We start from the raw sequence: 26896 nt of genomic DNA, 5'->3' as shown, positions 1-26896 counted from the left end.
GGAGGGGAAGGCGCATGAACACGGCACACCTGGAGGTCGTGGGCCCGGCGCTCGAGGTGGACGAGGTGGAGGCGCAGGAGGAGCGGGAGTCCGCGCCCCGCGAGGTGGTGCTGGAGCTGACGCGCGCGCACCGGGCGGAGGACCCGCATGCCTGGCTGGACCTGCGTCCGCAGAAGTACCTGCTGCGGGTGGGCCAGGGCTCGATGCGCGGCGCGAGCTTCCCGTGGAGCCAGCGCGTGTTGGAGGACCTCGCGGCGCTGGCGCGCGCGGAGCCCGACCCGGTGGCGGCGCGGCGGCTGGGAGAGGAGCTGCGCCGCTTCCTCGACGCGCTGGACTGGGGCGGACACGAGGAGACGCTGGAGCGGGAGCTGAGGCGGGGACGTGGCCCCCGGCTGGTGGTGCGCTCGGCGGCGGCGGAGCTGTATTCGCTGCCGTGGGAGCTGGTGACGCTCGAGGACAGCGGGCTGCACCTGGCGGACGTGCCCGGCTTCACGCTGCGCTACGAGTGGCCGCGGAGCGCGCCGGTGGCGCCCTCGCGAGGTGCCGCCGCAGAGGGCCGCGTGCTGCTCGCCTGGTCCGAGGCGGCGGGCGCCGTGCCCGATGAGCGGCACCGGACGGCGCTCCTCCAGGCCAGCCGGGAGGGAGGCTTCGACTTCGACCCGCGCCGCGACGTGCTCCCCAAGGTGTCGCTGGAGAGCCTGAACCGGACGCTGCGCGCGGCCCAGGACGCGGGCCGGCCCGTGTCCGTGCTGCACCTGCTCTGCCATGGCACGACGCTGGGCTCGGAGTCGTCGAGCCACTACGGACTGGTGCTGAACGCGTCCGGAGACAGGGGCGGTGTGCACCCGGTGGACAGCGGCGCGCTGCAGGCGGTGCTGGCCCCGTACAAGGACACGCTGCGGATGGTGGTGCTCTGCGCGTGCCATGGTGGGGACGCGAGCCCGCAGTCCAGCCACCTGGGCAGCGTCGCGCAGGAGCTGCACCGGGCCGGCATCGAGATGGTGGTGGCGTCGCGGCTGCCGCTCACGACCGAGGGCTCGGTGCTGCTGGCGCAGACGCTGTACACGAAGCTGCTGGTGGACTCGTGCTCGCTGGAGGAGGCGCTGGGCGCGGTGCGGCGCCGGCTGCGGGTGGAGTCGCGGGGCTTCGACTGGGCCTCGCTGCAGCTCTACGCGCGCCGCTCGGGCCACCCGGACCTGCGGCCGGTGGTGCTGCGGCCCTTCCAGGGGCTCCTTCCCTTCACCAAGGAGAACCGGCGCTTCTTCTTCGGCCGCGCGCGGCTGGAGAAGGAGTTGCTGGCGCGCGTGCACGAGGCGGCGGACGGACGGCGGCCCCGCTTCCAGGTGGTGGCGGGCGCGTCCGGCGCGGGCAAGTCCTCGGTGGTGATGGCGGGACTGATTCCGTGCCTGCCACAGGATGAGTGGGACGTGGTGGTGGTGCGCCCCTGCGAGCTGGTGCGCACGTTGCCCGGGACGGTGGGCGTGCGCTCGGAGCCGCTGCGCGAGTTGCTCCAGCGGCTGCACCGGGTGTGGGACGCGGACCCGCTCCCGGACGACGTGTGCCCCGGCCCGCGCGAGGTGCTGGCGGAGGCGCGGCGGCTGCGGAGGGCGCGCCCGGAGCGGAAGCTGCTCCTGGTGGTGGACCAGCTCGAGGAGGTCTTCACCCACCCGTACGTGGAGGAGGAGCGTCAGGCGGTGATGCAGGTGCTGTGGGCGCTGGCGAACGAGCCGAAGCTGGAGTGCGTGGTGGTGACCACGATGCGGGTGGACTCCTTCGAGCGCTGCGGCGAAGTGGCGCTGGACGACGCCACGCGGCTGGACACCGTGGTGTACGCGGAGGAGCACCGCGTCTTCGTCGCGCAGCTGCAGCCGAAGGAGCTGGCGGAGGTCATCGAGAAGCCGGCGCGACGCGTGGGCCTGGAGCTGGAGCCGGGGCTGGTGGACCGGCTGTGCCGCGACGTGGGGCAGGAGCCCGGAGCACTACCGCTGCTGGAGCACGCGCTGGATTTGTTGTGGCAGGGGCGCGACGGCCACCGGCTGACGCATGCGACGTACGAGCGCATGGAGGGCGTGGCCGGCGCCCTGACGCAGACGGCGGAGCGGCTGTACGAGGAGCTGGAGGACGGCGAGCGCGAGCAGGCGCGCAGGCTGCGCGCGGAGCTGGTGGCGCTGGGCGAGGAGACGACGCCCGACAGCCGGCGCCGCGTCTGGCTGGACGACATCCGCCCCCTGGAGGCGAAGGAGCGGGCCGACTTCGACCGCGTGCTGGAGAAGCTGGTGGACCAGCGGCTGGTCACCCGCAGCAGTGACGCGGAGCGCGGAGGCCGGGTGTGGCTGGAGGTGGCGCACGAGGCGCTCATCCGCCGGTGGCCGCGCCTGCGCGGCTGGCTGCGGGCGAACCGGAAGCGGCTGCTCCAATGGCGCGAGCTGCGGGCCATGGCGGAGACATGGCAGGCGCACCGGGATGACGCGGACGGCGGCCGCTCCTACCTCGCGACGGGCGTGCGGCTGGCGGGCGCGCTCCTCATCCGGAAGGAGCACGAGCGGCAGCTCACGACCTCGGTACGCGAGTTCCTCCAGACCTGCGAGCGCCACGTGCGCCAGCAGGTGCTGCGGCACTGGATGCTGCTCGCGGGGCTGGTGACGGGCCTGGGCGTCTGCGCGATGATGGCCCTCGACCTGGCGGGCCAGCGCGACCTGCTGGAGTCGCGCCTGCGCGAGGCCGGCACCCTCGCCCGGCGAATCCATACCACGAGCCAGTCACTGAGCACGGTCGGCGCCGAGCGGGAGGCGCTGCTGCGCCAGGTGGAAGGGCTGCTCCTGCACCTGGGCGCGGCCACCGAGTCCGGCATCCTGATGGAGCGGATTGCCAACCACCTGCACGGCGGTGACTCGGCCATGGTGCGCGGCGACGCGGCGGAGGCGCACGCGGACTACAGCCAGGCGCTCCAGCTCGCCACACGGCTGCGCGCGGGACATCCGGACTCGGTGCTCTACCAGCGCGTGCTCGGCACGCTCCACTCGAAGCTGGGGGAGACGGCGCTGAAGCGGGGCCAGTTCATGGAGGCCCTGAGGCACCACCAGGAGCACCGCGAGCTGCTGGAGGACCTCCTCGATGCGGACCCGATGAACGAGGACCTCCGGGCCGAGCTGAACGACGTCGAGGCGAGCCTGAAGGCGCTGGAAGAGAAGGCACGTCAGGCGCCGCTATAGCGTCAGGAGGAACGCGAGCAGGTCATCGCGCTCCTCCGGCGAGAGCCCCTGGACGTCGCCGTGCTTCGGCCCGGAGGCCTCCAGCACCGCGCGCAGCGGGAAGCGCGTGCCCACCACCAAACGCTCGTCCTTCACCGCGTAGCCCGCCGTGGCGCTCGTCAGCATGGGCCACACGTCCCAGGCGCCCACCAGCGACGGCGGCGCCGCGCCGGGCACCAGCGTCTGCTGCTCCAGCCGCAGCGGCAGCGCCACCGGCGTGCCCACATCGAGGTACTGCCCGCGCGTCGCCGGGTCCTGGTCCAGCGTGTAGAGCGGCGCGGGGTGGCACTGCACGCAGCGCCCCCGGCCCTCGAACAGCTCGCGCCCGCGCGCGGGGTGCCCCGAGTGGCCGTCCGGCAGCTCCACCGTCTCCAGCGGCGCGCCGTCCCCACCCCGGTAGGGATTGGGCGGCGTGGACATCAGCGAGTTGAAGAAGGCGAGCGCCTCCACCTCCTGTGTCGACGGGTCCGGGTTGTGGAAGCGGTTGCGCGCGCCCACGAAGCTCGCCGTATCCGCGAGGCTGTGCTGGCTGGCCGGCGTGAAGTACGGGGGCGTATCGCGGCTGCCCAGCACCGTGGTGGAGCGGTAGATGCGGTTGGGCTGCGTCTTCTCGTAGAAGATGCCACCGGTGTGGCCCTCGATGTGGCAGCCGTCGCAGGTGATTCCGGTGCGGCCCAGGTCCACGTAGTAGAGCACCTGGCCCACGCGGCGCTTCGCCTGCGTGCGCGCGGACACCACCGGCAGCTGGCGCACCACGTGAGCCCGGCCCGCGCGCGCCTCGCGCACGTCCACCACCGCCACCGTCCGCGTGAAGCGGTTGAGCACGTAGAGCGTGCGCCCGTCCGGCGACAGCGCCAGCGAGCGCGGGCCGGAGTGCAGCTCCTCCCCAGCCCGTCCGTTGACACCGAAGTCCGCGGCCGGGCGGATGCGCGGCGTGCCTTCCGGTGGCGTCAGGGCCACCTCCTGCAGCACCGCCCCGCGCGCGGCCTTCTCGTCCTTGCCCGCCAGCGCGCGCGCATCCAGCACCCGCACGCGGCCGACTCCCACGTCCGCCGCGTAGAGCAGGCCCGCCGCGTCATCCAGCGCCAGCCCCTCCGTCACGCCCATGCCGAAGCCACGGTGCCGCACATAGGCGCCGCTCGCCGGGTCCACCACCGCGACACCACTGTTGGCGCTCACCTCCATGCGCTGCGGGTTGGGGCCCACGTTCGGTCCCAGGCTCGCCATGAAGACGCGGCCCAGCCGCTCGCTCGCCACCAGCGCGCGCGGCGCCTTGCCGCCCATCACCTGCGCGCGGAACGGCTCCGTGTGGCCGCCCAGAATCGACACGCCCGGCCCCGGCACCACCGTGGACACCGGCGCGCCGTCCTCCTGCCGCAGCAGCTCCAATTGCCCCGTCTGGAGACTGCCCACCGCCAGGAGCCCCTTCCACCGCGTCAGCGCACGGGGGTTGGGGTCCACCGCCATGGACCAGCGCTCCTTCCCATCCGCCAGCGCCAGCGCATGGACGCGGTCCTTCACGTGGTCCGCGATGAAGGCCACGCCGTGCGCGCCATCCACCTCCAGGCCCTGGGCACCGAGCGGCGCGGGCAGCACCCTCGGCGCGCTCCCCGGCGCATCCAATGCGTACAGGCGCAGCTCCGGCTGGAAGCGGTGCGCCACGCCCAGCCAGGGCTTGCCGGCCACGTCGGTGAACGTCGCCAGCGCGGAGGGCCCATCGCCCGTGGCGAGCGACTCCACGCGGCCCGACTCCACCTCGAGCGTGAACACCGTGTCCGTGGGCTGCGAGGCGAGGAACAGCGTGCGCCCATCCGGCGACAGCGCCATGGCCGTGAGGTCCACGAAGGCCGCGTCGTTCACCACCGTGAGGCGCGCGGAGCCGTCGGTCTCCCCCACCCCCGTCAGCCGCGCCTCCACCACCACCTGCGGTACGTCCTCCGGCAGCGCCAGTCCGGAGGGCAGGCGGGCATACGCGTGGCCCGCGTCCACCACCACCAGCGGCAGCTCGCGCGACAGCGGCGGGCCCAGCACCAGCTTCAGCCCCGGCACCAGACGCTCGCCTTGAATCGAGAGCGGCTGAGAGGTCTCGTTGCTGGTGAGCCGCGGCCCCACCGACAGCAGCCGTGGCCCTGTCGTCGATGCTTGCACTGGCGCCGCCGCCACGGGCTCGGGCGCTTCTTGCTTCGCGCCGCTCCGCCACACCACCACGCCCGCGCCGGCCACCACCGCCACCAGTGCCGCGAAGATTGCCTGCCTGCGCGCCTTGCCTGTCACGGGATGTCCGAGACCTCCTCGCGGCAGCATCCTCCATCGCCTGTCACGCCGCGATGTCTTTGGGCCCTGCCTGCTCGGCCGGACTGCGACTGCGGGAGCGGGAAATCACGCTCTCCCACGCCATCTTTCCAGCGCTCCCGCAACGTTCATGCCGATTCGTGGAGCACGCGCCCCACATGGGGTGGAGTGCCCACCACACCTGTGTGTGCACCCATTCCCCACGGGACTGGAGTGTGCGTTGACAGCTCGGTACACGCATCGCTTAACCTGTTGATGATGCGACGCTTCCTCCTCTGCATGGCCGTCGCCCAGCTCCTCGGAATCGGCATGCTGATCACCCCGAGTGACTCCTGGGCCCAGGGCCGCGGCCGTACGGCGCGCTCTGCGAAGTCGAAGTCCAGCAAGAAGGCCAACAACAAGGCCCCTCCGAAGATTGAGACGAAAGGCTCCGCGGTGACGGACCCCGTGACGGGCGAGCCCGAGGCCAGTGCCTCCGGTGCGCCGCCGCAGCGCGGCCCCTCCCGCATCGACTTCGACGACCGGCTCATCCAGGGACAGACGAACAAGTCCGGAGCCGTCTATCTCTATGACCGCAAGGAGCTGAAGACGCGGTCGATGATCCGCGAGCGCGAGAGCTTCCGCTCCGAGACTCTCGCCACGGTGTACGACCAGTAGGGCAGCACCGCCCACCAGCCCTTGAAGGGAGCGTCACCGTTGAGCGGTCAGCCCAGCGTCCTGCAAGTCGTCATCCTCCGCGACGGCCTCCTCGTAGGGACGGAGGTCTTCGTCCCCGGCACGTATTCGCTCGGCTCGGACCCCGCGTCCGACCTGCGACTGGATGACCCGTCCGTCGAGTCGCGCCATGCGCTGCTCTACTTCCAGAACGGCCGCGCGGCCATCCAGGACGCGGGCTCCACCACGGGCCTGTTCGTCAATGGCCATCGCGTGTCGGCGTGTGAAATCCGCTCCGTGGACGAGGTGCTCTGCGGCCCCTTCGTCCTGAAGACTCGCGTGCTCGCGCAGAGGCCACAGGAGGCCAAGCCGCAGCCGCCGCCCGAGGTCGCCGCGCTGCTCGGCGGTGCGCAGCCCACGCCTCCCGCCGTGGCCCCCATGGTGCCGCCGCAGCAGCCCGCGCCCGTGCGCCAGCTGCGCCCGGCGACGCAGGTGGCCCCACCGCAGCAGCCGCTCGCCACCACCGTCCCCGCGGTGCGCGCCGTGCCGCAGCCTCCGCCGCAGCAGCCGCAGCTGAGGCCGGTGCCGCAGCAGCCGCCCGCCGCGCGCGCCTCCAACGTGGCGACGCAGGCCGCGTACCCGACGCCCGTCCCCGCGCCGCAGCCGCTGGCGCCCGCCGTCGTCCCCATGCCGGCGCCGGTGCAGCCCCCCGTCGCGGCCGTGCCCGCGGCCAGCGCACCCGCGCAGCGCCCCGTGCAGCCGCAGGCGCCCGTGGCCGTGCCCGCCGGCACGCTGCCCTCGGTGCGCCGCCGCGCCACGCAGGAACAGCAGGCCAGCGCCAACCCCGGCATCCTGCTCGCGGACGACCTGATGGCGGACGTCGCCATCGACAACTTCCCGGACACCTCGGGCCCGCTGCTCCAGGAGGAGCGCGTGGCCACGACTCGGCCCACGCACGCGCCGAAGATTGCGCCGGGCAAGGGCGCCGCCCAGCTCTACCTGGAGCTGTACTGGGGTGCCATCCGCCGCGACGCGCGCCGCTTCAAGCCGGACAAGAAGAAGCCGGTGCAGGCCTCGTTGGATTTGCCGGAGGCCATGCCCCTGTGGGGCTTCACGCTGCCGGAGACGAGCGCGCCCTTCACGCTCGCCGAGTCCCTCAACGGCTCCTTCCGCCTCTTCGTCCCTCCGGGCACCGAGGTTGAGAAGAGCGCCAATGACGGCCGCTTCACCCCCGTCACCGGCGCCGCGCTGGAGTCCGACGGCAGCCGCCGCTTCATCACGCTGCGCGAGGGCACCGCCGCCCGCCTGACGCAGGGCCACATGTCGCTGGTGGCCTACGCCGCGCCCAAGCCGGAGCGCGTCTGGGTCAACCCGCTGCGCGGCATTCCCTGGCTGGCGCTGGCCAGCTTCCTCCTCTTCATCGGCGGCTTCGCGTCCTTCCTCGTCCTCAAGCCGGCCACGCCGGAGACGGCGGACTTCACGCAGAAGAACCTGCCTCCCGTGGCCCTGCGCCTCATCGCCCCCGAGCCGAAGAAGAAGGAGGAGGCGAAGAAGAAGCTGGAGGCCCTCAAGGAGAAGGCGCCCAAGCCGGTGAAGGAGAAGGTGGCGGAGAAGGCCCCGCCCAAGCCGGTGGAGAAGACGCCGCCCCCGCCGCCCAACAAGGCCGTGGCCGCCGCGTCGGAGAACAAGGCGCTCAAGGCGCTGGCGAAGCTGTCCGCCGCCGGGCCCGCCACCAATGATTTGCTCGCCGCCGTGGACAAGCTGGGCAGCGGCCCGGGCAGCAAGAACGTGAAGAACAGCAACTACAAGCTGTCCGGCCTCATCGGGAAGGCGCCCATCGCCAACGCTGGCGTGGGCACCTTCGGCCTGGGCGGCGGCGGCAAGGGCGGCGGCGCCACGCTGGGCGCGGAGCTCTTGCGCGGCAAGGGCGGCGGCGGCATCGGCGCGCTGGGCGTGGGCGGCGTGGGCAAGGGCGCCGTGGGCGGCACCGTCACCCGCGCCACGGCCCGCAGCATCGCCTCCACCCAGGGCACCGTGGACCGCGAGGCCGTGGCCCGCGTCATCAACAGCCACCTCAACGAAGTGCACGGCTGCTACGAGCGCGCGCTGCTGAAGCAGCCCAGCCTCGCCGGCAAGGTGGTGCTGGAGTGGACCATCGGCCCCGCGGGCAAAGTGGTTGCCGCGAAGACGAAGTCCTCCACGCTCAGCAACGCGGCCGTCGAGGCCTGCATCCTCTCCTCCCTCAAGGGATGGACCTTCCCCGCCCCCAAGGGCGGCGTCGTCATCATCACCTACCCGTTCCTCTTCAACTCGGTTGGCTACTGAGGCCAGCCCACCCCCCACCCCCAGGAAGCCCCTCCGTGCGATACGCCCTGCTCATCCTCCTGTTCCTGGCGCCCGGCCTGGCCCGCGCGCAGGCCGAGGCGCTGGAGAACCCCGGTGCCGTCTCCGCCATCCAGGAGCGTCAGTACCGCATGCACCACGAGCTGTTGCTCGGCATTGGTGTGCTGCCGGATGACGCCTTCTACAAGGGCCTCGTCGGCAGCGTCTCGTACACGTACCACTTCAGCGACAGCTTCGCGTGGCAGGTGGGACGCGGCACGTACAGCAAGAACTTCCAGACGGGCCTGCGCACCCAGCTGGAGCGCGACTTCGAGGTCGCCCCCACGTCCTCCGCCTACGAAGAGCAGGTGCAGTGGATGGTGGGCTCGGACCTGATGTGGAGCCCCCTCTACGGCAAGGTGGCCCTCCTCAACGAGAAGGTGCTGCACTTCGAGGCCTTCATCCTCGGCGGCGGCTCCGTGGTGAAAATCAACCGCACGGACGGCTTCCGCCCCGGCGTCAACCTGGGCCTCGGCCTGCGGCTCTTCAAGGGTGACACCGTCTCGTTCCGGCTCGACGTGACGAACAACGCGGTCTTCACCCGCGCGAGCCACATCAACAACGTCCTGATGGTGCAGCTCGGCACCGCGTTCAACTTCGGCGCCACGGAATGAACCCCGCCCGCTCGCTCGTCGCCGCGCTCGCCAGCGCCGCGCTCCTCGTGTCTCCGGCACCCGCCTCCGCGCAGTCCGGCGGTGGCTCGCTGCCCATGCCCCCGCCTCCCGCCGGCGCCCAGCGCCCGGCCGGTGGCGCATCGACTCCCTCCGCGGCCGGCGGCAAGTCCGCTCCCGCGCAGGCAACGCCCGCCGCTCCTGCCGCCAACGGCAAGGCGGAGGCCGCGCCCGCCGGGGGCGACAAGCCCGCGGCCCAGGGCGACGCCGCTCCGAAGAAGGACGCCGCCGCCGAGGCCGCTCCGCCCGCGCCGAAGAAGGTGGAGAACGCCGTCTTCGACAAGGCGCTGCAGGACTACTTCGACGGCGACCCGCGCGCCGCCGCCGGGCCCCTGTACGCCTGGCTGCAGCAGGCCGCCAAGACGGACGAGAACTACGCCTGGGGTCAGTACTTCCTCGCGCGCAGCCTCATCGATTTGGGCCTGACGCACGCGGGCGCCACGTACCTGGCGCGCATCGCCCGCGAGCGCTCCAACCCCAACGTGATTCCCCGCGCGCTGGACTCGCTCAAGCAGCTCACCGACCAGCCGCACGACGAGGTGATGATTGACGAGCAGGTGTTCGGCGCGTTGGACCTCGGCTTCCTCCCGGAGGAGACCGGCGCGTACGCCCACTACCAGCAGGGCCTCGTGGACCTGCGCGTGGGCAACGAGCGCTGGGCCAACACGCACTTCGCCAAGCTGGCGGAGACCAGCGCCGAGGCCAGCCGCGCGAAGTTCGCGCTGCTCGTCACCCGCCTGAAGTCCGTGAAGGAGCCCTCCGAGGAGCTCGTCGCCGACTTCCTCACGCTGTCCAAGGACGAGAAGCTCACCCGTGAGGCGCGCAACGAGGCGGCGCTCGCGGTGGCCCGCCTGCGCTACGAGCGCAAGGACTACACGGGCGCGCTGGAGGCGTACAACCTCGTGAAGCTGCCCGAGCTGGACCCGGGCCGCGCCAGCCTCTACCTGGAGGAGGCATGGACCCGCTACAAGCTGGGCGAGCTGCGCGCGTCCATGGGCATCCTCACCACGCTGGACGCCCCCGTCTTCCGCGACGAGTTCCTCCCGGACAAGTACCTCTTGCGCGCGCTCATCTACCGCGACCTCTGCCACTACCTGCCCGCCAAGCGCGCCGCCAAGGAGCTCACGCGCCGCTTCGCGGACTCACTGGAGGCGGTGAAGGAGCGCGAGGACCTCACGCAGGACCCGCGCCTGCGCCGCGCGGCGGACGCGCACGGCAGCACCCGGCGCGCCGCGCGCTTCGTGGAGGTGCTGGATTTGGAAGGTGAGCGCCTGGGACGCTACGCCGGCAGCTTCGGCGACCAGCTCTTCGCGCACCTCACCAAGCTGTATGACCTCTCCCGCGCCGAGGCGGTCCGCGTGCACGACGCGCGGCTGGCCGAGGCGGTGCGCCAGGAGGCGGACACGCTCTTGCGCGCCGCCGAGCAGGTGCGACTCATGGAGTACGAAGTGGGCCTGAAGCTGTACGAGCGCGTGAAGAAGGGCGCGAAGGTGGTGCCGCCGGAGGACGAGCAGGAGATGTCGCCCACGCAGGTCGCCTTCCGCTTCAGCGGTGAGTACTGGAACGACGAGCTGAAGTCGTACCGCGTCAGCATCGAGAGCCGCTGCATCGAGGAGACGCCATGACCGGCCACCTGACCGGCCTGATTGCCGCCGCCCTGCTGGCGGCCGCCCCCGGCGCGCCCTCGCGCGTCGGGCCCAACGCCAACCTCAATCCCATCGTCTCCAAGGCGAAGGAGCGCGACGAGCTCATCGCCAAGCTCAAGCGCGACATCTTCAAGGTGGACCGCTCCATCGGCGAGACGGAGAAGCTCATCTCCAAGAGCCGCAACGCGCCGTACCTGCCGGACCTCCAGTTCCGGCTGGCCGAGCTCTACGTGGAGAAGAGCCGCTACGTGTACTACCTCCAGGCCGAGTCCCGGCCGGAGGGCGCCACCGGCGCCATCGTCTCTCCCGAGACGCGGCTCATGAAGCAGAAGGCCGTGCAGATGTACTACCGGCTGCTGCGCGAGTACCCGGACTTCAAGGACGGGGACCAGGTGACCTTCTACCTGGCGCACGAGCAGCGCGAGCTGGGCCAGTTCGACGAGATGCTCAAGACGCTCGGCGACCTGACGCGCAAGTTCCCCAACAGCCCGCTGCGGCTGGAGGCGGAGCAGATTCTGGGCGACCACTTCTTCGACAAGGCGGACCTCGTCGAGGCGGAGCGGCACTACCAGGCGATTCTCGAGGCCCCGCCCTCCCCCACGCACGACCTGGCCCGCTACAAGCTGGGCTGGATTCGCGTCAACCAGGCCAAGCACGCGGAGGCGGTGACGTTCTTCGAAGCCGCCGCCGCCAGCGCGCCCCTGCCCGGCGTGGACGTGAAGAAGGCGCTCAACGTCAAGCGCGAGGCGCTGCTGGACCTCGTCTACAGCTACACCGAGGCCCGCCCCGCCAAGGGCGCGCTCAACTACTTCGAGAAGCTCAGCGACAGCCGCGCCACCTACGCGCTCGCGCTGGACAAGCTGGGCAACCGCTACTTCATCAAGCAGCAGTACGAGTTCGCGATTCCGGCCCTCCGCAAGCTGATGGAAATCCAGCACGACCCGGAGATGGACCTGGAGCGCGGCCAGAAGCTCTATGACGCAATCAAGGCGTCCAAGGGCAAGGTGCTCCCGGAGCCGGAGGACCTCCGCTTCCTCGTGCGCGCCGCGGTGGAGAGCAAGACGGACCCGGAGCTGCCGGACGCGGACCGCAAGAAGCATCTCGCGGAGCTGGAGGAGATGGCACGAGACCTCTCCACGCAGTTGCACGTCGCGGCGCAGAAGAAGGAGGACAAGGACCTCTACGTGCGCGCGGCCGAGGCGTACGAGGAGTACCTCGGCCTCTTCCGGCCCGAGCAGTACGTGCGGCCCATCATGAAGAACCGCGCGGACGCGCTCTTCGCCGCCAACAAGTTCCCCGAGGCCGCGCGCCAGTTCGAGGAGCTGGCCCGCTACAACGCCAAGGCCAAGGACGCCAAGGGCGAGGAGGAGGCCCTCAACGCGGCGCTGCTCGCGCACTTCTCCACGCTCAAGCCGGAGGAGGCGCTGAAGCGCAACGCCTTCGAGGTGGCGGACGCGCGCCAGGCCATGAAGCTGCTGGGCGCCGAGTTCGTCTCGCGCTACCCGCAGAGCTCCAACGCCCTCAACGTGAAGTTCAACATCGCCCGCGCCTACTACGAGGACGGCGAGTACGCGAAGTCGGCGGAGCTCTTCACCGCCTTCGCGCTGACGCACCCGCAGCACAAGGAGGCCGCCGTCGCAGGCAACCTCGCGCTGGACAGCCTGCGGCAGGTGAACGACTTCAAGGGCCTGGACGAGACGGGCAAGAAGTTCCTCGCGGCGCCGCTGCCGCAGGCCTTCCGCGCGGACGTGCAGAAGATTCTCACCGAGAGCCGCGCCGAGGCGCTCGACGAGCTGGCCCTGCAGAGCGCCCAGGAGACGGGCGACGTCATCCAGGGCCTCGTGAAGGTGGCCGACGAGAACAAGAACAGCGACATCGGCGAGAAGGCGCTGTACGGCGCCTTCACCGCGGCGCGCGAGAAGCGCGACATGCAGGCCGAGCGCGAGCTGGGCGCCAAGCTGGCGCAGGACTACCCGAAGAGCCAGTACCTCTCGGACGTGCTCCTCACGCTGGGCCGGCACGCGGCGGAGTCCGCGGCCTTCGGCGAGGCGGCGGGCTGGTTCGAGCAGGTGGGCCAGAAGCTCGGCGCCGACTTCGCCGCGGTGGACGGCTGGCTGGCCGGCGCGCGGCTGCGCATGGCGCTGGGCGAGTACAAGGAAGCGGCGCGCAACCTGGAGGCCGCGTCCGAAGTCGCCGGCGCGCGCAAGGCCGAGGTGCTGGTGCTGCTGGCCGAGTCGCGGCTGAAGCAGAAGGACTACATGCGCGCGAGGACGGCCGCGGAGGCCGCGCTGAAGCTGGACGCCACCAGCGCGGGCGCCGCGGCGGTGCTGGCCGAGGTGCAGGCCACCACCTCTCCCAACGCCCCGGCGGACCCGCTCATCGCCACCCTCACCAAGGCGGTGCAGGGCCCCAACGGGCAGACGGAAGAGGCCGCCAAGGGCCTGTGGTACCTCGGCGAGGTCCTCTACCGCGGCTACAAGGACCTGCCCGCGGACAAGGTGGAGGAGAAGGTCGCCGCGCTGCAGGGGCTGGAGGGCATCTACACGCAGGCCGCGCAGCTCGGCTACCCGGAGTGGGCGGTGGCCTCGCTGTGGAAGCTGGCGCTGGCGTACGGCCACATCGCGGACGTGGTGGAGGCGACGCCGGTGCCGGCGGGCCTGTCCGCCGCGGAGACGCAGCAGTTCCAGGCCGCGGTGAAGGAGCAGGTGGCGCCGCTGAAGCAGCGCTCGGAGGAGGCCTTCAAGGCGTGCCTCTCGCGCGCCGAGTCGCTGGAGGTGTTCAACGCCGCGGTGCTGGGCTGCCGCACGCGCTCGGAGACGGCGGCGCTGCCGGTGCCGCAGCCGGGCACGCCCACGCAGCCGGCCGCGCTGGAGGACCTGCGCAAGAAGGCCGAGCGCACGCTCAGCGCGGAGTCGCTGGAGGCGCTGGGCCTGGGCTACCTGGACGCGCGCCAGTACGGCATGGCGCAGCTCACGCTGGGCCGCGTGACGGAGTTGCAGGACACGCGCGCCTCGGCGCACAACGCGCTGGGCGTGGCGCTGCTCAACATGGGTGACGCCATGGGCGCTCGCGCCGCGTACGCGAAGGCCATGGACTCGGACCCCACCTACGCCAAGGCCCGCCTCAACCTGGCCGCGCTGCGCTGCCGCTTCGGCGACGTGGACGGGGCCCGCCGCGAGCTGGCCGTCCTCAAGGACGTCACCACGCTCACCGGCGCCGACGTGGACGGCGGGTGGAAGGCGTGCAAGTGAGCCCGCTCCATCCCCGCCGCATGGCGCGGGCCCTCCTCGCGGGGGCCGCGCTCCTCGCCTCCAGCGGCTGCTCCTCCAAGGGCGGCGAGCTGGAGGGCAGCGTGTCCACGCTCATCGACCTGAGCTACGAGCGGGTGGAGGCCCAGTGGGCTCCCGGTGAGCTGGCCATCAACTTCGTCACCCCGCAGGGCACGGGGGTGAACACGGTGCTGAAGGTCAGCGCCGTCGTCGGGGACATGATTCCGGAGGGCTACACCGGCTCGCTGGACATCAACCTCGCCGAGGTGCTGGAGGACGGCGCGCAGCGCGGCGCCATCGGCCGCAGCGTGCTGGACGAGCCGGCGCGCACCTTCCCGCAGTTGGAGGTCGGCTCGCTGAAGGTGGACAGCACCGCCACCGAGCCCGGCAGCCGCATCACCGGCGACTTCCACGTCACCTTCGTCAACGGCATCGACGTCTATTCAGGCCGCACCATCTTCGGAAGCTTCGAGGCTACGGTCCAACAATGAAGCGCATCCTCCTGCTCACACTCCCCCTCCTCGCCGCCTGTGGCCCGAAGTACGGCATGCGCGTGCCCGGCTCGCTGGAGAAGAAGCTGCCCTACGAGGCACGCATCGAGCTGCTCGAGGCGGAGAATGATTTGGCGCTCGCCATCGACAAGGTGGACGAGGCCGACAACGAGATTGGCCGCGCGCGCGACAACATCCGCCGGGCCCGCTCCCGCCAGGAAGCGGCCGAGGACGAGGTGGACCGCGCCACGGACGAAGTCTCCCGCGACGTGGCGAAGCTGGCCATCGCCGAGGCAGAGGCCCGCGTGGAGTACCTGCGCGCGAAGCAGCGGCTCAGCGTGGGCCTGCGCGAGGTGGAGAAGCTGTCTTTGCGCTGCGCCTTCGCGAAGTTCGAGCTGGCCCGCCTCACCGTGGCCCGCAAGGCCAAGGTGGAGGGCAGCGAGAAGCTGGAGCCGAAGGAATTCGAGGAGCAGGTGTCCGAGTGCGAGGCCGAGGTGAAGGAGGAGCGCGCGGACCTGGCCGAGGACGAGAAGGAGGAGAAGGCGGCGCGCGAGGCGTGGGAGGCGAAGAAGACCGCGCTCGCGAAGAAGACCTTCGACGCACGGGCCAGTCCCTACGTGGAGAACCTCTAAATGACGACGACCGCCAGCTTCCTCGTCCTCCAGCTGCTGACCGCGCAGACGCCCGCCTCCGGTCCGGACGCGGCCACGCTCGAGCGCACCGCCGCCGTGGAGAGCGCGCGGCTCGAGCAGTCACCGGACGACGCGGACGCGCTCTACCGCCTGGGCACGGCCTTCCTCGCGCTCAACACGCCGAAGAAGGCGGTGGAGCCGCTGACGAAGCTGGTGGAGCTGGCGCCGGACCTCGTGCCGCCGAAGCTGGCGCTGGCCCGCGCGCTGCGCCTGTCGGGTGACGCGGAGAAGGCCCGCACGGTGCTGGACACGGCCATCGCCGCCTTCCCCGAGGACTCCACCCTGCGCGCGGAGCGGGGCCTGCTGGCCCGCGTGCTGGACGAGGTGGATGTGGCCATCAGCCAGTACTCGGTGGCCTCGGAGCTGTCGCCGAAGGACGCGGAGCTGCGCTTCAACCTGGGCGAGGCCCTGCAGCGCGCCGGCCGCACCGACGACGCGATTGAGTCCTACCGCGAGGCGCTGAAGCTGGACTCGAAGCTCAACGTCGCCCGCGTCAACCTGGGCAAGGCGCTGGCGGAGAAGGGGCTCAACGGGGAGGCCAAGGACGTCCTGCGCGAGGCCACGCGCGAGAAGCTGGGCGACGCGGAGGCGCACTACAACCTGGGCGTCATCCTCATGCGGGAGAACGACCTGGACGGTGCCATCGCCGAGTACCAGCGCACGCTCGCCGCGGAGCCGAAGCACGCGCGCGCGCACAACAACCTGGGCGTGGCCCTCAACGAGAAGGGCGACCCGAAGAAGGCCACCGAGTCCTTCCTCAAGGCCATCGCCGCGGACCCGAAGTACGCGGAGGCGCACTTCAACCTGGGCCTCGCGTACTTCCAGCTCGGCGACAACGTGCGGGCCACCAAGTCCTTCGAGAAGGCGCTGGTGCTGGAGCCGCGCCGCGCCAGCGGGCCGTACACGCAGCTCGGCCACCTGTACCTCGTTCAGGGCAAGAAGAAGCAAGCGGTGGCGGCCTTCCAGAAGGCGATTGAAAAGAGCAACGAGGACGGGCGGAAGACGACGGAGGCGTACCAGGGCCTCGCGCGCGCGTACCTCGGGCTGGGCAAGCCGGACGAGGCGGTGGCCACGCTGAAGACGGCGGTGGACGCCTTCCCCAAGGACGCGAGCGCCCGGGCGGCCTACGGCGACGCGCTCAAGGCCAAGGGGGATTTGGACGGCGCGATTGCGCAGTACGAGGCGGGCGTGGAGCTGTCGCCCACCGTGGAGTCCCGGCTGGCGCTGGCGGACGCGTACGCGAAGAAGCGGGTGAGCGCGAAGGCGAAGCCGCTGTACGAGGCGCTGCTGAAGGAAGAGCCGGGCAACCACGTGGCGCTGCTGGGGCTGGCGGATTTGTTGATGGCCATGGGCGACTACGTGACGGCCGAGGGCCTGCTGAAGCCGAAGGACGGTGAGGAGGCCGACACGGCGGCGCTGGCGCGGCTGGGCGTCGTCCACTCGCGGCGCGGCCGGCCGGACCTGGCGGTGACGGAGCTGGAGGCGGTGGTGGCCAGGGACCCGGCGCAGCTGGAGGCGCGCGCCGAGCTGGGCTTCATCTACCTGCGCGGCGGTGACGGCGCGAAGGCGAAGAAGGTGCTGACGGGGGTGCTCGCGGTGGACCCCCACCACCCACTGGGCCTGCTGTACCTGGGCCACACGCAGTACCAGCAGGGCAACGCGAAGGAGGCGGAGAAGTCCTTCCGCAAGGCCGCGCAAGAGGACCCGACCTTCGCCGAGCCCTACAACGCGCTCGGGCAGTTGCTGGAGGCGACGAAGCGCACGGACGAGGCGAAGCAGGCCTACGAGACGGCCGTGAAGCTGCAGCCGGACCACGAGGACGCGAAGGCGGCCCTCAAGCGGATGGCGACGGCGGCCGCTCCGGCGCCGTAGGCCTCAGCCCGGCACGCCCAGCAGCACCGCGCCCACCGCGACGAGGGCCGCGCCCGTGAGCTGTCTGCGCTCCAGTCGCTCTCCCTGGAGCGCGGCGAGCACCAGTGCGAAGGCGATGGAGGTATTGCGCAGCGTCAGCACCACACCCGCGCCGCTGCTGCCCAGCGCGGACAGCAGCAGCGCGAAGGACAGCGTGCAGACGATGCCGGCGATGACGACGAGCCCGGGGCGCATCACCACCTCGCGCTTGAGCGTGGCCCAGCCGAGCTTCCGCACGCGCTCCAGCACGAGCACCGGCAGCGCGACGAGGAGCCCCGTGGCGAAGAGGGCCGGCGGCTGCGCGCCCTGGCCGAGCGACAGCTTGTAGCTCAGGTGGTAGCCGGCGATGCACACCGCCGCCAGTGCCGCCCACGCCACGCCCGACGCCGCCGGGCCGGACGGGCGGGACAGGTTCATCACCAGCAACCCCACGCCCAGCAGCACCACGCCGCACACCCTCCACACGGACACGGCCTCACCGAGCCACAGCACGGACACCGGCCACACCAGCAACATGGCCCCGCCGCGTGACACCGTGTACGCGAGCCCCAGCGGCGCCTGCTTCAGCGCCCGCGAGAGCGACGCGAGGTAGATGCTCTCGCACGCCCCCGCGCCCAGCGCCCACGCGAGGCCCTGCGTGGTGGGAAATGCCTGCCCGCGCATCCCCAGCGTCCACATCCCGCCGCCCACTACCGAGACGGCGATGACGCTCACCACGCCCACCTCGGGATTGGGGTGTCGCTTGAGCAGCGCGTTCCACGCGGCATGGAGGAACGCGGACGACAACACCAGCACCAGTGCAACGGTCTCCAACACGGCTCCTTCACGACAGCGAAGGCCCGTGTGTAACGCGAATGTTTCCTCCGCGCAGTCCCCGCGTGAGCACCTGGGCTGTGCTCCAGGATGCGAGCCGGAACTGTTCCCTTCGCGCAGTCACCTCGTGGGCAGGGCCCCCGGAGGCGGACAGGGACCGTGCTGTTCGGAAATGTCGGGGGTTCCGCGCGCCAGGAGTCCCGACATTTCCGAACAGGAGCCTCCCAGCGCTACACCGGAGCGCAGGCAATGCCTCTCACGGAGGCGGCTCGCCCGTGCCATTCATGAGCGCGGGGGGCAACTCGGGGCCTTCCGGTACGGGATGCGGCGCGGCGCCAGGCGCACGTCCGAAGGAATAGCGTCCCTCAGCGTGCGCGCCGAAGGACGTGCCCTCCGCGTGCGCCACCAGCACCAGGTCCTCCACCGGTGGTGCTCCCGTCTCGAAGGTGACGACGTACGCCACGCTGCGGACATCTCCTCCAGGGCCCTCGGGCACGGTGAAGTCCGTGGCCCCTTCGAGGAGCGCCGCGTCGCGCGGCAGCGAGATGCGTACGGACACCGGAGCGCCGAAACCCATCCGCCGCGCCACCTCCGCGACGAGCCGCACGTGACCCGCGGAGGACTCCACTACCGTCCAGCCCACCCGCATCGGCGCGGGAATGCGGGTGGTGAGCCCGGGCAGCGGCGCTTGGGCATGCGAACCGGCGTGGTCCTCCGGCGAGCCCGCATCCGACGGCATGGATTGTTCCGCGACGTCGCCGCTCCATGCGGTGGCATGCCTCACCCTCGCCTCCGCGCGCGGCCCTCCACTTTCGCTTCGAGCGGAGGCGGTGGCCTCGTGCGCGGCGGCCACCTCGGGCGAGAGAGTCACCTGTCGCGGCGCGGGGTCGTCTCGCGCCGCCGCGACCACTCGCGTCCGAGCCTTGTCCCGCTGGGAGACCGAAGGCGGCGGCTCCGGCTGTTTGCGTGCCTTGCCCCGCACGCGCTCCACTCCGGCTGCCACTCCCGTGGACAGTGCTCCCGCGAGCGCGAGGGCCAGCACCACGCCCGCGATTCTCCGTCGCGTCAGGAGCACGGGAAGACCTCCGTGCGAAGACCCAGCAAGGACACGGAAGGCACCAGACTCACCGTAAGCCCACCGATGCAGCGGCTCACGGTGAAGACGTCCGCAAGACGCAGCCACCTCGGAGCCATGGGCTTCATCACGCTCACCGGACGCTCACCGACACAGCGGCGCATGGCTGGGGTACGGAAACGCCACGGCGGGCTCAGTGGCCATATCCATCACCGAGCGGGCGAATCCCTGGCACATCATCGCGTCCAGGAAGTCCGCGAGGCACGGCGCGGAGTCATCCGTCTGCTCCACGTCCACCACCTTCCCGTCCTCCATCCGCCAGCGGTGCCGCAGGTAGCCGCGAGCCCACGGCGAGGCATTCATTCCAGGGGCAGCGAGCGCCTCGTACAGCGGCTGCCGGGACGCCGTGCCCCGGCCGAGCCGATAGAGCATGGCGGCCACCTCGGTCTCCTCGATGCGTTGGAGCAGACCGTCTTCGGGCTTCGGCCGCGTCCACGAGCCCCACGCGGGCACGCGCATCGCGAGGTCCACCCAGAACATCGTCCCGTCCTGCCGGTCGTAGTAGCGCGGGCTGTTACGCGCGTCCGAGCTGAACCACGTGGCCCAGCCCTCGCTCCACGCCTGTCCGGGGAAGGTGGGCACGCCGATGAAGTGCGGACCGCCCTCCTCAGGGCTGGAGCCGTGGCTCGCCATCACCCAGTGCCCCAGCTCGTGCAGCACCATGGCCTCGGACCAGTACGCCGCGTCTCCGTCGCCAGGCAGCCACACCTGTGCCTCCCACTTGCGCCCCGCCGCCGTCACCGACCTGGGCGCGAAGCACGCGCCGCACGACCACGTGGTGCCGAAGCCGAGCCACGCCACCACCGGCAGTCCCGCGCTCCCGTAGCGCTCCCGCGCGCGGAGCCATGCCAGGCGCAGCGAGTCGAACACCGCCGCGGCTCCCGAGCCCTCCGACTCGGAGATGCTGAACACCGGCCGCTCCACCAGCGCCCGCGTGGAGCGCGACCAACTCCAGATGCGCGCCGATGCGCCCGGCGTCGCGGGCACGCGCTGCTCACCGGACAGCGCCGGGTCCGCCACCGCGTAGTCCACCGTGATGGAGCTCCCCCGCCCGGCCGCGTAGACGACGACGCGGTCCTGCGACTGCACCCCCGCCGGCACGCGCACGGTGAACTGCCCGACGGAGTCCGTCACCTCCAGGTCCAGCAGCGTGTCCCCACGATAGGACGCGATGAGGAAGCCACCCGCCGGCATCCACTCCGCCTCCGTCGTCCAATCCCGGAACGCGGCATTCGGCCGGCGGCGCGCGTAGCGCACGGCGCCGCTCAGCGTGTTTCCCGGCGTGCCGCACCACCCCCGGCTCCCCGCTTCCACACAGCCCGCCGTGCACTCCCGCGAGCGCCAGCGTCCGTCCACGCACGCCTCCATTCCTCCGGATGCCGAGCACCGCGTGACGCCGTCCACGCACTCCTCGCCCTCCACGCAGCGCGCTCCGGCCTCCTCCTCCACGCACGCCTCCCCCGCATCGCAGTCCTCGCGCAGGAGCACGCCCAGCAGGCACCGCTCCAACACGCGGGTGCCCAGGCAGCGGCCGCCCTCGGGCAGCGAGGCGCAGTCGGTGGCGGCGCGCATCGACTCCGCCGGTGAATCGGTGCACGCCTGTTCGAGGCACGCGGCATCATCCACCGCGCACGAGGCCTCGCACGGCTCGCCGTCCCGCCCCGGACCACAGGCCAGCACGAGCAGCACGAGGGCCCAGGACGCTCGCCAATCGAAACGCAACGCCGTGGAACCTCCAGAGGCCCGCCGCTCCCGCGTCAGGGCTCGCGGAGGACAGCACGCGTCGCGCGCCGCCCTGCAGGAGCGGGGAACCCATGGGTCCCCTGCTCGCTCGCTGCGGTGGGCTCGCGATGTCCTCCACCCGACACGCGCAGAGCAGGTGATGCCTGCTCGCCTGCCTCTCGCGCGGCTCGTTCGCGATGCAACGCCCACGCGCGGCGTGATTGTCCGGCAGCGGGAAGCCAGCCGCGCCGTGGGTTCGCGCACCTCGGGGGTGTTGTTACATTCGTCCGCCGACTCGCGAGCAGGACTCCCAATGCCCCTGACCGACACACATGCCACGCGGGTGGACCCGCGGCTGGACTACCCGAGCCTGGGAGTCCACGCGCTCTGGGCCATGTGGCTGGGGACCACTGTCGTGCTCTGGAGCGGGTGGTCCGTGCCGGCGCGCGTGGGGGCGATGGTGCTCGGCTGGGCGGTGATGTTCTGGAACTACGCCGTGCTGCACAATCACATGCACGTGCCCATCGCGAAGCCCCGGGCGCTCAAGTGGATTGTCTCGCGCACGCTGGGGCTGGCGTGCGGCTTCGCGTATCGCGGCTACTACCTCCACCACTTCAACCACCACCGGTTCAACGACGGTGACGGCGACTGGGGCCGGCGCCGCCCGGGCGAGGGCGCGCTGCGCTACTGCGTGCGCTGGGCCCTCACGCCGTGGTTGTGGCCGTTCGACACGGTGGCCAAGGTGTGGAGCGCGTGCAAGACACGCGGGCAGAAGGTGGAGCTGGTCATCGACTTCGTGGTGGTGGACGGCACGCTGCTGGCGCTGACGCTGTGGCAGCCGTCGCTGGGCCTGTCGCTGCTGGGGACGCTCATCGTCACGCAGGCGTGCATCCACTACCTCAACCTCGCGGCGCACCTGGGCGCGGACGCGAGGGAGCGCACGCGGCTGGCGGTGACGTCCACGTCGCGCTTCTACAACCGCTGGTTCTTCAACGCGGGCTACCACCAGGCGCATCACCTGAAGCCGCAGACGCCGTGGCGCGCGCTGCCCGAGCTGACGGAGGGACTGGAGCGGCAGGGGCAGCTTCCGCCCGAGCTCCAGACGGACGTGTCGCCCATCAACCCCGCGTGGGCCGCGCAGGTCATGAGCCGCGTGGGCGCCGAGCCGGAAGTCACGCCCGGGGCGAGCACGTAGTCCGTCCTACGGCGCCACCCTCGCGGTGAATGCAGCGAGCAACTCCCTCCGCTCCGCCTCATCCGTCACGCGGTCCAACGCCGGGAAGAAGTGCGTCTCCTCCCGCAGCTCGTGGTGATGCGACAGGTGCTTGAACGTGGTCTCCGCGTCCAGCAGCCGCAACACGGCGCGCTTGAAGTCCGGAGCCTTCGAGTCCAGCGCACGCAGCTCCGCGCGGAAGCGCGCGAGGAACTCCAGGAGGCGCTGGTGCTCACCGGTGAAGAGCTCCGGCGAAGCACCTCGGATGCGGCCCGCTCGCTCGAAGACGGGAAGCAGCAGCGCCTCCTCCGCCTCCAGGTGCCGGCGCAGCCCGGCCTCGTATGCATCGAGCCGCGCCGCCGCCCGTGAGACATCCAGCTCCAACAGCGCGTCCTGATGCTGGAGGAACTGCTCCTCCAGCTCACGGTGGAGGGCGGCCAGGCCGGCGAAGTCGGAGAACGGCGCGCTCATGCGCGAACTCTCCCCGGTGGCCCGTGGTGGCGCAATCCCCGCGGGCTCCTCATGCCTGGAGGAACAACAGCGACGCGGCCGCCCGCGTGGCGCGTCTCCGCCCCGCCACCAGGTGCCATACCGTGAGGCCCACCACTCCGGTGGCGAACAGGCCCAGGTACAGGCTGCCCAGGCCCGGAAGGCTGGTGGTGGTGAAGTTGGCAATCTGCTTCGTCCCCAGTAGCGCGGGCATGAAGGGCTCCACCTTCACCGGGGCCCGGGGCGACAGGTCATGCCCGAAGACGTAGAGCTTGTACGCGAAGCGTCCCAACCCGAAGAGGGACACGTAGGCCGTGAGCACGGACAGGTCCAGCAGCGAGCGCACGTTGCCGAGCGCCGCCACCCGTAGCGCCAGCAACGCCAGCGCGCCCACCGCGAAGGGCAGCCAGTCCAGGTCGGACAGCGCCGCGCGGTCGATGGGGTGCATGCCGATGTAGTGGTTGAGCGTGTTGATTTCCTGGATGTGCTGCCCGTCCCCGCCGCCCTCCAGCTTGTAGGACCAGATGTCCATGAAGAGGCCGTCCGGGTACTGCGGAGCATGCAGCTCGATTTTCCACAGCGGCGCGGTGAAGGTCAGCAGCAGCGGAACGACGAGCAGCGCGAGCCCCACCCGGGCTCCGTCGAACAGCGGCTGGTCCAGGAAGGCGTAGAACTTCCGGAGCGCTTGTCGCATCGCGGTCTCCTGGGCGGGTTTCATACGAGGTCACTCCGTTGGAAGCGCCGCAGCGCATGGGTCCAGGCCCCGAGCCCCACGGCCACGGGCCAAAGCGTCCCCACCGCGAACAGCCCGGCGCCTCCCAGACGGTTCGCGAGGAAGAATCCCACCGGCCCCAGCACCGCCAGGTCCGGAGTCACACCCGCCAGCAGCGCCATGCGCGCCGCCTGCACCGGGTTGAGAGCCGCCAGCAGGAACACCGTCCGTGGGTCCAGCCGCCACTGCAGCATCAGTCCCACCAGCCCGAAGTCGATGAGCGCCACGCCCAGGGCCCACAGCGTGAGGAGCCAGACCATCGCCCGCGCCTGGCTGCGCACCAGCGTGCTCACCGAGATTCCCAGCCCCACGAAGGCCAGCAGCAGCGCGGCGCTCACCGTGACTGCGCGCAGCAGGAAGTCCCACGGCACCTCCTGCCCGAAGACGAACCGTCCCATCAGCGCCATGCCCAGCATCAGCACCGCCAGCGGCACCACCAGCGCCGAATAGCGCACCAGGCTCACCGCGGCGAAGAAGGCCCCCCGGCGCACGGGCAGGCTGAAGAGCAACTCCAGCGTGCCGTCCTCACGCGCGCGGTTCACCACCTGCCCCGTCGCCGTGAGCGCGAGCAGCGGCAACAGCAGCACCAACGCGTGGCAGAAGGACAGCAGTACCCGCCCCATGCCGGAGAAGCCCAGCAGCGAGGACTCGCGCAGGCCCACCAGCACGAAGGCTCCAGCCAGCAGCGCGTAGACGACACCGCAGAACACCATCCACCGCGAGCGCAGCACCTCCGCCAGGTCCAGCCGCGCCACCGCGGCCACCTCTCGCATGAGTGACGTCATGGCATGCCCGCCCTCGTGTGTTGTCGCCATGGGAGACTCCCGTTCCGCGTGAGCGAGGGTCATGGCGTGCCCCTTTGCGCGTTTTGCACCTCCGCGAGCACGTCGGCGACGCCGCGCGCCCCGGGAGTCCCCGCTTCCACCGCGCCCACCCCGTAACCCATGGGCGTGGGGCTCACGGCCACGAAGGCCACGCGCGCACCCGGAATCCACCGTTCCTCGCGCACGTGATGGAACCACGCCGCGTGCACGCGGGGGTGCTCCTCGGACTCGTAGCGCAGCAGGCATCCCGGGTCGTCGAAGTGCAACACCCTCCCGTCCTCGAGCTGGAGCTGCGCGGCGAAGGACGGCTCGCCCACGTGCATGCGGCAGTGCGCGCACGCCTCGCGGTCCCACACCACCGGCTCCGGCCCGTCGGGGAGCCGCTCCGTCCAGGAGAGCGCCAGACCCAGCCCGCCGGCCAGCCCCAGCACCACTCCGGCACGCGCGAGCCACCGCCACCTAGTCGCCGCCATGGGGCACCTCCACCGTCTCCACATCCCGCACGAGCAAATCGCTCATCCGCGGCCCCAACTCGCGCGCCAGCTCGGGCACCAGCGCCCGCTTCTCCGCCTGGGACAGCGTGCGCACCCACCAGCCGCGCAGCCCCGTACGGAAGCCCCGCGCCTGGAGCCAGCCCGCCGCCTCCTGCGAGCCGGTGGCCACCTCCACCACCGCGAGCCCCCGCCCCGCGAGGAACTCGTCCGCGGGCCCGTCGTACGTGACGAGTCCCTCCTCCAGCGACACCACGTGGCTGGCCAGGTGCCGCAGCTCCTCCAGCCGGTGCGAGCACAGGACGAGCGTGCGCCCCGGAGCCCGCTCCTCGCACAGCGCGAAGAAGCGCTCGCGCGCTCGCGCGTCGAGGCTCGCGGTGGGCTCGTCCAGCACCAGCAGGCGCGCGTCCGACGCGAGCGCGACGGCGATGAGGAGCTTCTGCTTCATGCCGCCGGACAGCGCGCGGAAGGGCCGGCCCTTCAAGGACGCCACATCCAAATCCAGCCGCGCGGCGCAGCGGACGATGGCCTCCGGCGCCAGTCCCCGCGTGCGCGACACCAGGGCCACCACGTCCTCCACCGGGGCGCCGAGCTGCGGGGCCACCTGCGGCACGTAGGCCAGGGCGCGAGCCACCTCCAGCCGGTGCTCGAAGGGCGAGAGCCCGTCGAGCCGCACCTCGCCCTCGCACTCCACCAGCCCCAGCAGCGAGCGCAGCAGGGTGGACTTCCCGCTGCCGTTGGGGCCGATGAGGGCCACGCGCCGCCCGGCGGGCACCGTCAGGTCGATGCCCTTGAGCACCTCCGCGCCACCGAAGCGCTTGCGCACCGCCTTCAGCTCAATCCGCATGGCCAGCCTCCAGGTCCAGGGGCGCCATGCGCGGCGCCGCGTCCCGCAGCACCGGCTTCGGCGCGAAGAGGGGCAGCACCTCCCCCGCGGCGCGCACCAGCGACAGCGTGGGCGAGCCCCGGAAGAAGGCGAGGTCCGGATGGCGCGCCACCAGGTCCGCGGACAGGCTGCGCAGCTCGTAGGGCACGTCCCCCACGCCGTCGGCATCCAGGTCGTAGCCCGCGTAGTCGTCGAAGTCGTTGCCGCGCCACTCCACCTCCAGCGCGTCCCCGCCCCCCTCCACCTGCACCGGCGCGGCGTTGTCGCGGAAGCTGTTGCCGCGGAAGGCGTTGCGCTGCTCGCTGCTGTGGAACACCACGCCCACGTCCCCCAGGCGGAAGTGATTGCCCTCGAAGACGTTGGCGTCTCCCTCCTGCAGCGGCGACGTGTCCAGGTAGAGGCCCACCGTGTTGTGCACCAGCAGGTTTCCCACCGCAGTGACGTTGCCGCTCTCCTTCAGACCCAGGCCCATGCCGGCCGCCCCCGTCGCTCCCGCCAGCACGTTGCGGCGCAGGACGATGCCGCGGCTGTACATGACGAAGATGCCCACCTCGTTGCCCGTGAAGTGGTTGTCCTCCACTACGTTGTCGTGGCTGTACATGAAGTGGGTGCCGTAGCGCCCGCCGGTGACGGTGTTGCGGCGCACGGTGTTGTGGCTGGAGTACCAGACCACCATGTCGCGCCCCGCCTCCACGCGGTTGTCCTCGACGAAGGAGCGCTGCGTCTCCCAGAGCCGGATGGCGTCTCCGCGCATGCCCAGCGCCGGAGCCCCCGAGCCCACCACATGGTTGCCGCGCACGGTGACGCCCTCCGTCCGCTCCACCAGGATGCCGAACACCGCGTTGCGCACGGTGATGCCCTCCACCCGCGCACCGCGCCCACGCACGTGGATGGCGGCATCCAGCGTGTCGAACCGGCCGCCGCTGCCGTCCACGGTGAGCCCCAGCAGGCGCGCACCCGCGCCTTCCAGCCGTACCGTGGTGCCCTCGCCGGAGGAGCGCACCACCGCCTCGCGCGGGCCCCACAGCGTGACGCCCTCCGACAGCCGCAGCGGGCCCCGGTATGCCCCGGGCGCGAGGCACAGCGCATCTCCCGAGTGCGCTCCATCGAGCAGGGCCTGCACGTCCGCTCCGGCCTCCACGGACCGGCACCCGACCGGACGCGCGGGCGCGGCGGGGAGGGTGTCCTGCCGCGCCACCTGCGTGGAAGCGGGCCGCGCGCAGCCACAGAGGGCCACCGTGGCGGCGAGCACGACTCCGGCGCGGCTATTGAGGAGGGAGGACATGGCGTGG

The 26896-nt window shown here is 71.6% G+C and carries 20 protein-coding genes; 10 read left to right on the top strand and 10 right to left on the bottom strand.

Annotation, left to right across the window (positions count from 1 at the left end; all coding sequences use genetic code 11):
- Positions 1 to 14: 14 nt before the first annotated feature.
- Positions 15 to 3212 carry an nSTAND1 domain-containing NTPase gene (locus ACVTJA_RS09490; RefSeq protein WP_465835740.1) on the top strand — a complete coding sequence of 1066 codons (3198 nt, stop codon included), beginning with the start codon at positions 15 to 17 and terminating at the stop codon, positions 3210 to 3212.
- Here the strand turns inward: ACVTJA_RS09490 and ACVTJA_RS09485 are convergent.
- The gene (locus ACVTJA_RS09485) at positions 3207 to 5525 is read right to left on the bottom strand and encodes an MtsA protein (RefSeq protein ID WP_465835738.1); all 2319 of its coding nucleotides are present in this window, start codon (positions 5523 to 5525) and stop codon (positions 3207 to 3209) included. The genes ACVTJA_RS09490 and ACVTJA_RS09485 overlap by 6 nt on opposite strands.
- A gap of 327 nt (positions 5526 to 5852) precedes the next feature.
- Between ACVTJA_RS09485 and ACVTJA_RS09480 the strand changes: the two genes are divergently transcribed.
- Genes ACVTJA_RS09480 through ACVTJA_RS09445 form a run of 8 tightly spaced genes read left to right on the top strand, consistent with a single transcriptional unit; the run spans position 5853 to position 17220 of the window.
- Positions 5853 to 6200 (top strand): hypothetical protein, encoded by a 348-nt coding sequence (locus ACVTJA_RS09480; protein ID WP_465835736.1) that lies wholly within the window; start codon positions 5853 to 5855, stop codon positions 6198 to 6200.
- 39 nt (positions 6201 to 6239) lie between these two features.
- Positions 6240 to 8522: an AgmX/PglI C-terminal domain-containing protein gene (locus ACVTJA_RS09475; protein WP_465835734.1), complete on the top strand. Its 2283-nt coding sequence runs from the start codon at positions 6240 to 6242 to the stop codon at positions 8520 to 8522.
- 35 nt (positions 8523 to 8557) lie between these two features.
- Positions 8558 to 9193, top strand: a complete 636-nt coding sequence (locus ACVTJA_RS09470; protein ID WP_465835732.1) for an outer membrane beta-barrel domain-containing protein — start codon at positions 8558 to 8560, stop codon at positions 9191 to 9193.
- Entirely contained in the window at positions 9190 to 10875 is a 1686-nt protein-coding gene (locus ACVTJA_RS09465; RefSeq protein WP_465835730.1) for a hypothetical protein, read from the top strand. The genes ACVTJA_RS09470 and ACVTJA_RS09465 overlap by 4 nt, the downstream gene beginning before the upstream one ends.
- Complete coding sequence (gene bamD / locus ACVTJA_RS09460; protein WP_465835728.1) at positions 10872 to 14147, top strand: outer membrane protein assembly factor BamD; 3276 nt, start codon at positions 10872 to 10874, stop codon at positions 14145 to 14147. The genes ACVTJA_RS09465 and bamD overlap by 4 nt, the downstream gene beginning before the upstream one ends.
- Positions 14144 to 14656, top strand: a complete 513-nt coding sequence (locus ACVTJA_RS09455) for a hypothetical protein (protein ID WP_465835726.1) — start codon at positions 14144 to 14146, stop codon at positions 14654 to 14656. Before bamD ends, ACVTJA_RS09455 begins: the two co-directional genes overlap by 4 nt.
- On the top strand, positions 14653 to 15288 hold the full coding sequence (locus ACVTJA_RS09450; RefSeq protein ID WP_465835724.1) for a hypothetical protein: 636 nt from the start codon (positions 14653 to 14655) through the stop codon (positions 15286 to 15288). The genes ACVTJA_RS09455 and ACVTJA_RS09450 overlap by 4 nt, the downstream gene beginning before the upstream one ends.
- Positions 15289 to 17220, top strand: a complete 1932-nt coding sequence (locus tag ACVTJA_RS09445) for a tetratricopeptide repeat protein (protein ID WP_465835722.1) — start codon at positions 15289 to 15291, stop codon at positions 17218 to 17220.
- A gap of 3 nt (positions 17221 to 17223) precedes the next feature.
- Here ACVTJA_RS09445 and ACVTJA_RS09440 read toward each other — a convergent pair whose 3' ends face one another.
- From ACVTJA_RS09440 to ACVTJA_RS09430, 3 genes are all read right to left on the bottom strand, one after another.
- Entirely contained in the window at positions 17224 to 18075 is an 852-nt protein-coding gene (locus ACVTJA_RS09440) for an SMR family transporter (protein WP_465835720.1), read from the bottom strand.
- Positions 18076 to 18328: 253 nt separating this feature from the next.
- Positions 18329 to 19147, bottom strand: coding sequence for a hypothetical protein (locus ACVTJA_RS09435; RefSeq protein ID WP_465835718.1), 819 nt, complete (start codon positions 19145 to 19147; stop codon positions 18329 to 18331).
- Positions 19148 to 19291: 144 nt separating this feature from the next.
- Positions 19292 to 20929 carry a hypothetical protein gene (locus tag ACVTJA_RS09430; protein WP_465835716.1) on the bottom strand — a complete coding sequence of 546 codons (1638 nt, stop codon included), beginning with the start codon at positions 20927 to 20929 and terminating at the stop codon, positions 19292 to 19294.
- A 313-nt stretch (positions 20930 to 21242) separates the two neighbouring features.
- On the opposite strand from ACVTJA_RS09430, the gene ACVTJA_RS09425 reads away from it, so the two are divergent.
- On the top strand, positions 21243 to 22124 hold the full coding sequence (locus ACVTJA_RS09425) for a fatty acid desaturase family protein (RefSeq protein WP_465835714.1): 882 nt from the start codon (positions 21243 to 21245) through the stop codon (positions 22122 to 22124).
- A gap of 6 nt (positions 22125 to 22130) precedes the next feature.
- On the opposite strand, the gene ACVTJA_RS09420 is transcribed toward ACVTJA_RS09425, so the two are convergent.
- Genes ACVTJA_RS09420 through nosD form a run of 6 tightly spaced genes read right to left on the bottom strand, consistent with a single transcriptional unit; the run spans position 22131 to position 26889 of the window.
- A complete protein-coding gene (locus tag ACVTJA_RS09420; RefSeq protein ID WP_465835712.1) occupies positions 22131 to 22613 on the bottom strand; it encodes a hemerythrin domain-containing protein in 483 nt (160 codons plus the stop codon).
- A 49-nt stretch (positions 22614 to 22662) separates the two neighbouring features.
- Entirely contained in the window at positions 22663 to 23325 is a 663-nt protein-coding gene (locus tag ACVTJA_RS09415; protein ID WP_465835710.1) for a hypothetical protein, read from the bottom strand.
- Between the two features lie 20 nt (positions 23326 to 23345).
- Positions 23346 to 24188, bottom strand: a complete 843-nt coding sequence (locus ACVTJA_RS09410) for an ABC transporter permease (protein WP_465835708.1) — start codon at positions 24186 to 24188, stop codon at positions 23346 to 23348.
- 59 nt (positions 24189 to 24247) lie between these two features.
- On the bottom strand, positions 24248 to 24700 hold the full coding sequence (locus tag ACVTJA_RS09405; protein ID WP_465835706.1) for a hypothetical protein: 453 nt from the start codon (positions 24698 to 24700) through the stop codon (positions 24248 to 24250).
- Positions 24687 to 25565 carry an ABC transporter ATP-binding protein gene (locus tag ACVTJA_RS09400; protein ID WP_465835704.1) on the bottom strand — a complete coding sequence of 293 codons (879 nt, stop codon included), beginning with the start codon at positions 25563 to 25565 and terminating at the stop codon, positions 24687 to 24689. Before ACVTJA_RS09400 ends, ACVTJA_RS09405 begins: the two co-directional genes overlap by 14 nt.
- Positions 25555 to 26889 (bottom strand): nitrous oxide reductase family maturation protein NosD, encoded by a 1335-nt coding sequence (gene nosD, locus ACVTJA_RS09395; RefSeq protein WP_465835702.1) that lies wholly within the window; start codon positions 26887 to 26889, stop codon positions 25555 to 25557. Before nosD ends, ACVTJA_RS09400 begins: the two co-directional genes overlap by 11 nt.
- Positions 26890 to 26896 lie beyond the last annotated feature (7 nt).

The organism is Pyxidicoccus sp. M6 (assembly GCF_055568925.1).
Note: the sequence above shows the minus strand (reverse complement) of the source record. Positions and strands in the feature narration are given on the sequence as shown.

Excerpts from the sequence above, each read along its gene's own strand:
- ACVTJA_RS09490 (WP_465835740.1), top strand. The coding sequence starts at position 15 with ATGAACACGGCACACCTGGAGGTCGTGGGCCCGGCGCTCGAGGTGGAC.
- ACVTJA_RS09480 (WP_465835736.1), top strand. The coding sequence starts at position 5,853 with ATGCTGATCACCCCGAGTGACTCCTGGGCCCAGGGCCGCGGCCGTACG.
- ACVTJA_RS09465 (WP_465835730.1), top strand. The coding sequence starts at position 9,190 with ATGAACCCCGCCCGCTCGCTCGTCGCCGCGCTCGCCAGCGCCGCGCTC.
- bamD (WP_465835728.1), top strand. The coding sequence starts at position 10,872 with ATGACCGGCCACCTGACCGGCCTGATTGCCGCCGCCCTGCTGGCGGCC.
- ACVTJA_RS09450 (WP_465835724.1), top strand. The coding sequence starts at position 14,653 with ATGAAGCGCATCCTCCTGCTCACACTCCCCCTCCTCGCCGCCTGTGGC.
- ACVTJA_RS09445 (WP_465835722.1), top strand. The coding sequence starts at position 15,289 with ATGACGACGACCGCCAGCTTCCTCGTCCTCCAGCTGCTGACCGCGCAG.
- ACVTJA_RS09425 (WP_465835714.1), top strand. The coding sequence starts at position 21,243 with ATGCCCCTGACCGACACACATGCCACGCGGGTGGACCCGCGGCTGGAC.
- ACVTJA_RS09420 (WP_465835712.1), bottom strand. The coding sequence starts at position 22,613 with ATGAGCGCGCCGTTCTCCGACTTCGCCGGCCTGGCCGCCCTCCACCGT.
- ACVTJA_RS09415 (WP_465835710.1), bottom strand. The coding sequence starts at position 23,325 with ATGCGACAAGCGCTCCGGAAGTTCTACGCCTTCCTGGACCAGCCGCTG.
- ACVTJA_RS09410 (WP_465835708.1), bottom strand. The coding sequence starts at position 24,188 with ATGACGTCACTCATGCGAGAGGTGGCCGCGGTGGCGCGGCTGGACCTG.
- ACVTJA_RS09405 (WP_465835706.1), bottom strand. The coding sequence starts at position 24,700 with ATGGCGGCGACTAGGTGGCGGTGGCTCGCGCGTGCCGGAGTGGTGCTG.
- ACVTJA_RS09400 (WP_465835704.1), bottom strand. The coding sequence starts at position 25,565 with ATGCGGATTGAGCTGAAGGCGGTGCGCAAGCGCTTCGGTGGCGCGGAG.
- nosD (WP_465835702.1), bottom strand. The coding sequence starts at position 26,889 with ATGTCCTCCCTCCTCAATAGCCGCGCCGGAGTCGTGCTCGCCGCCACG.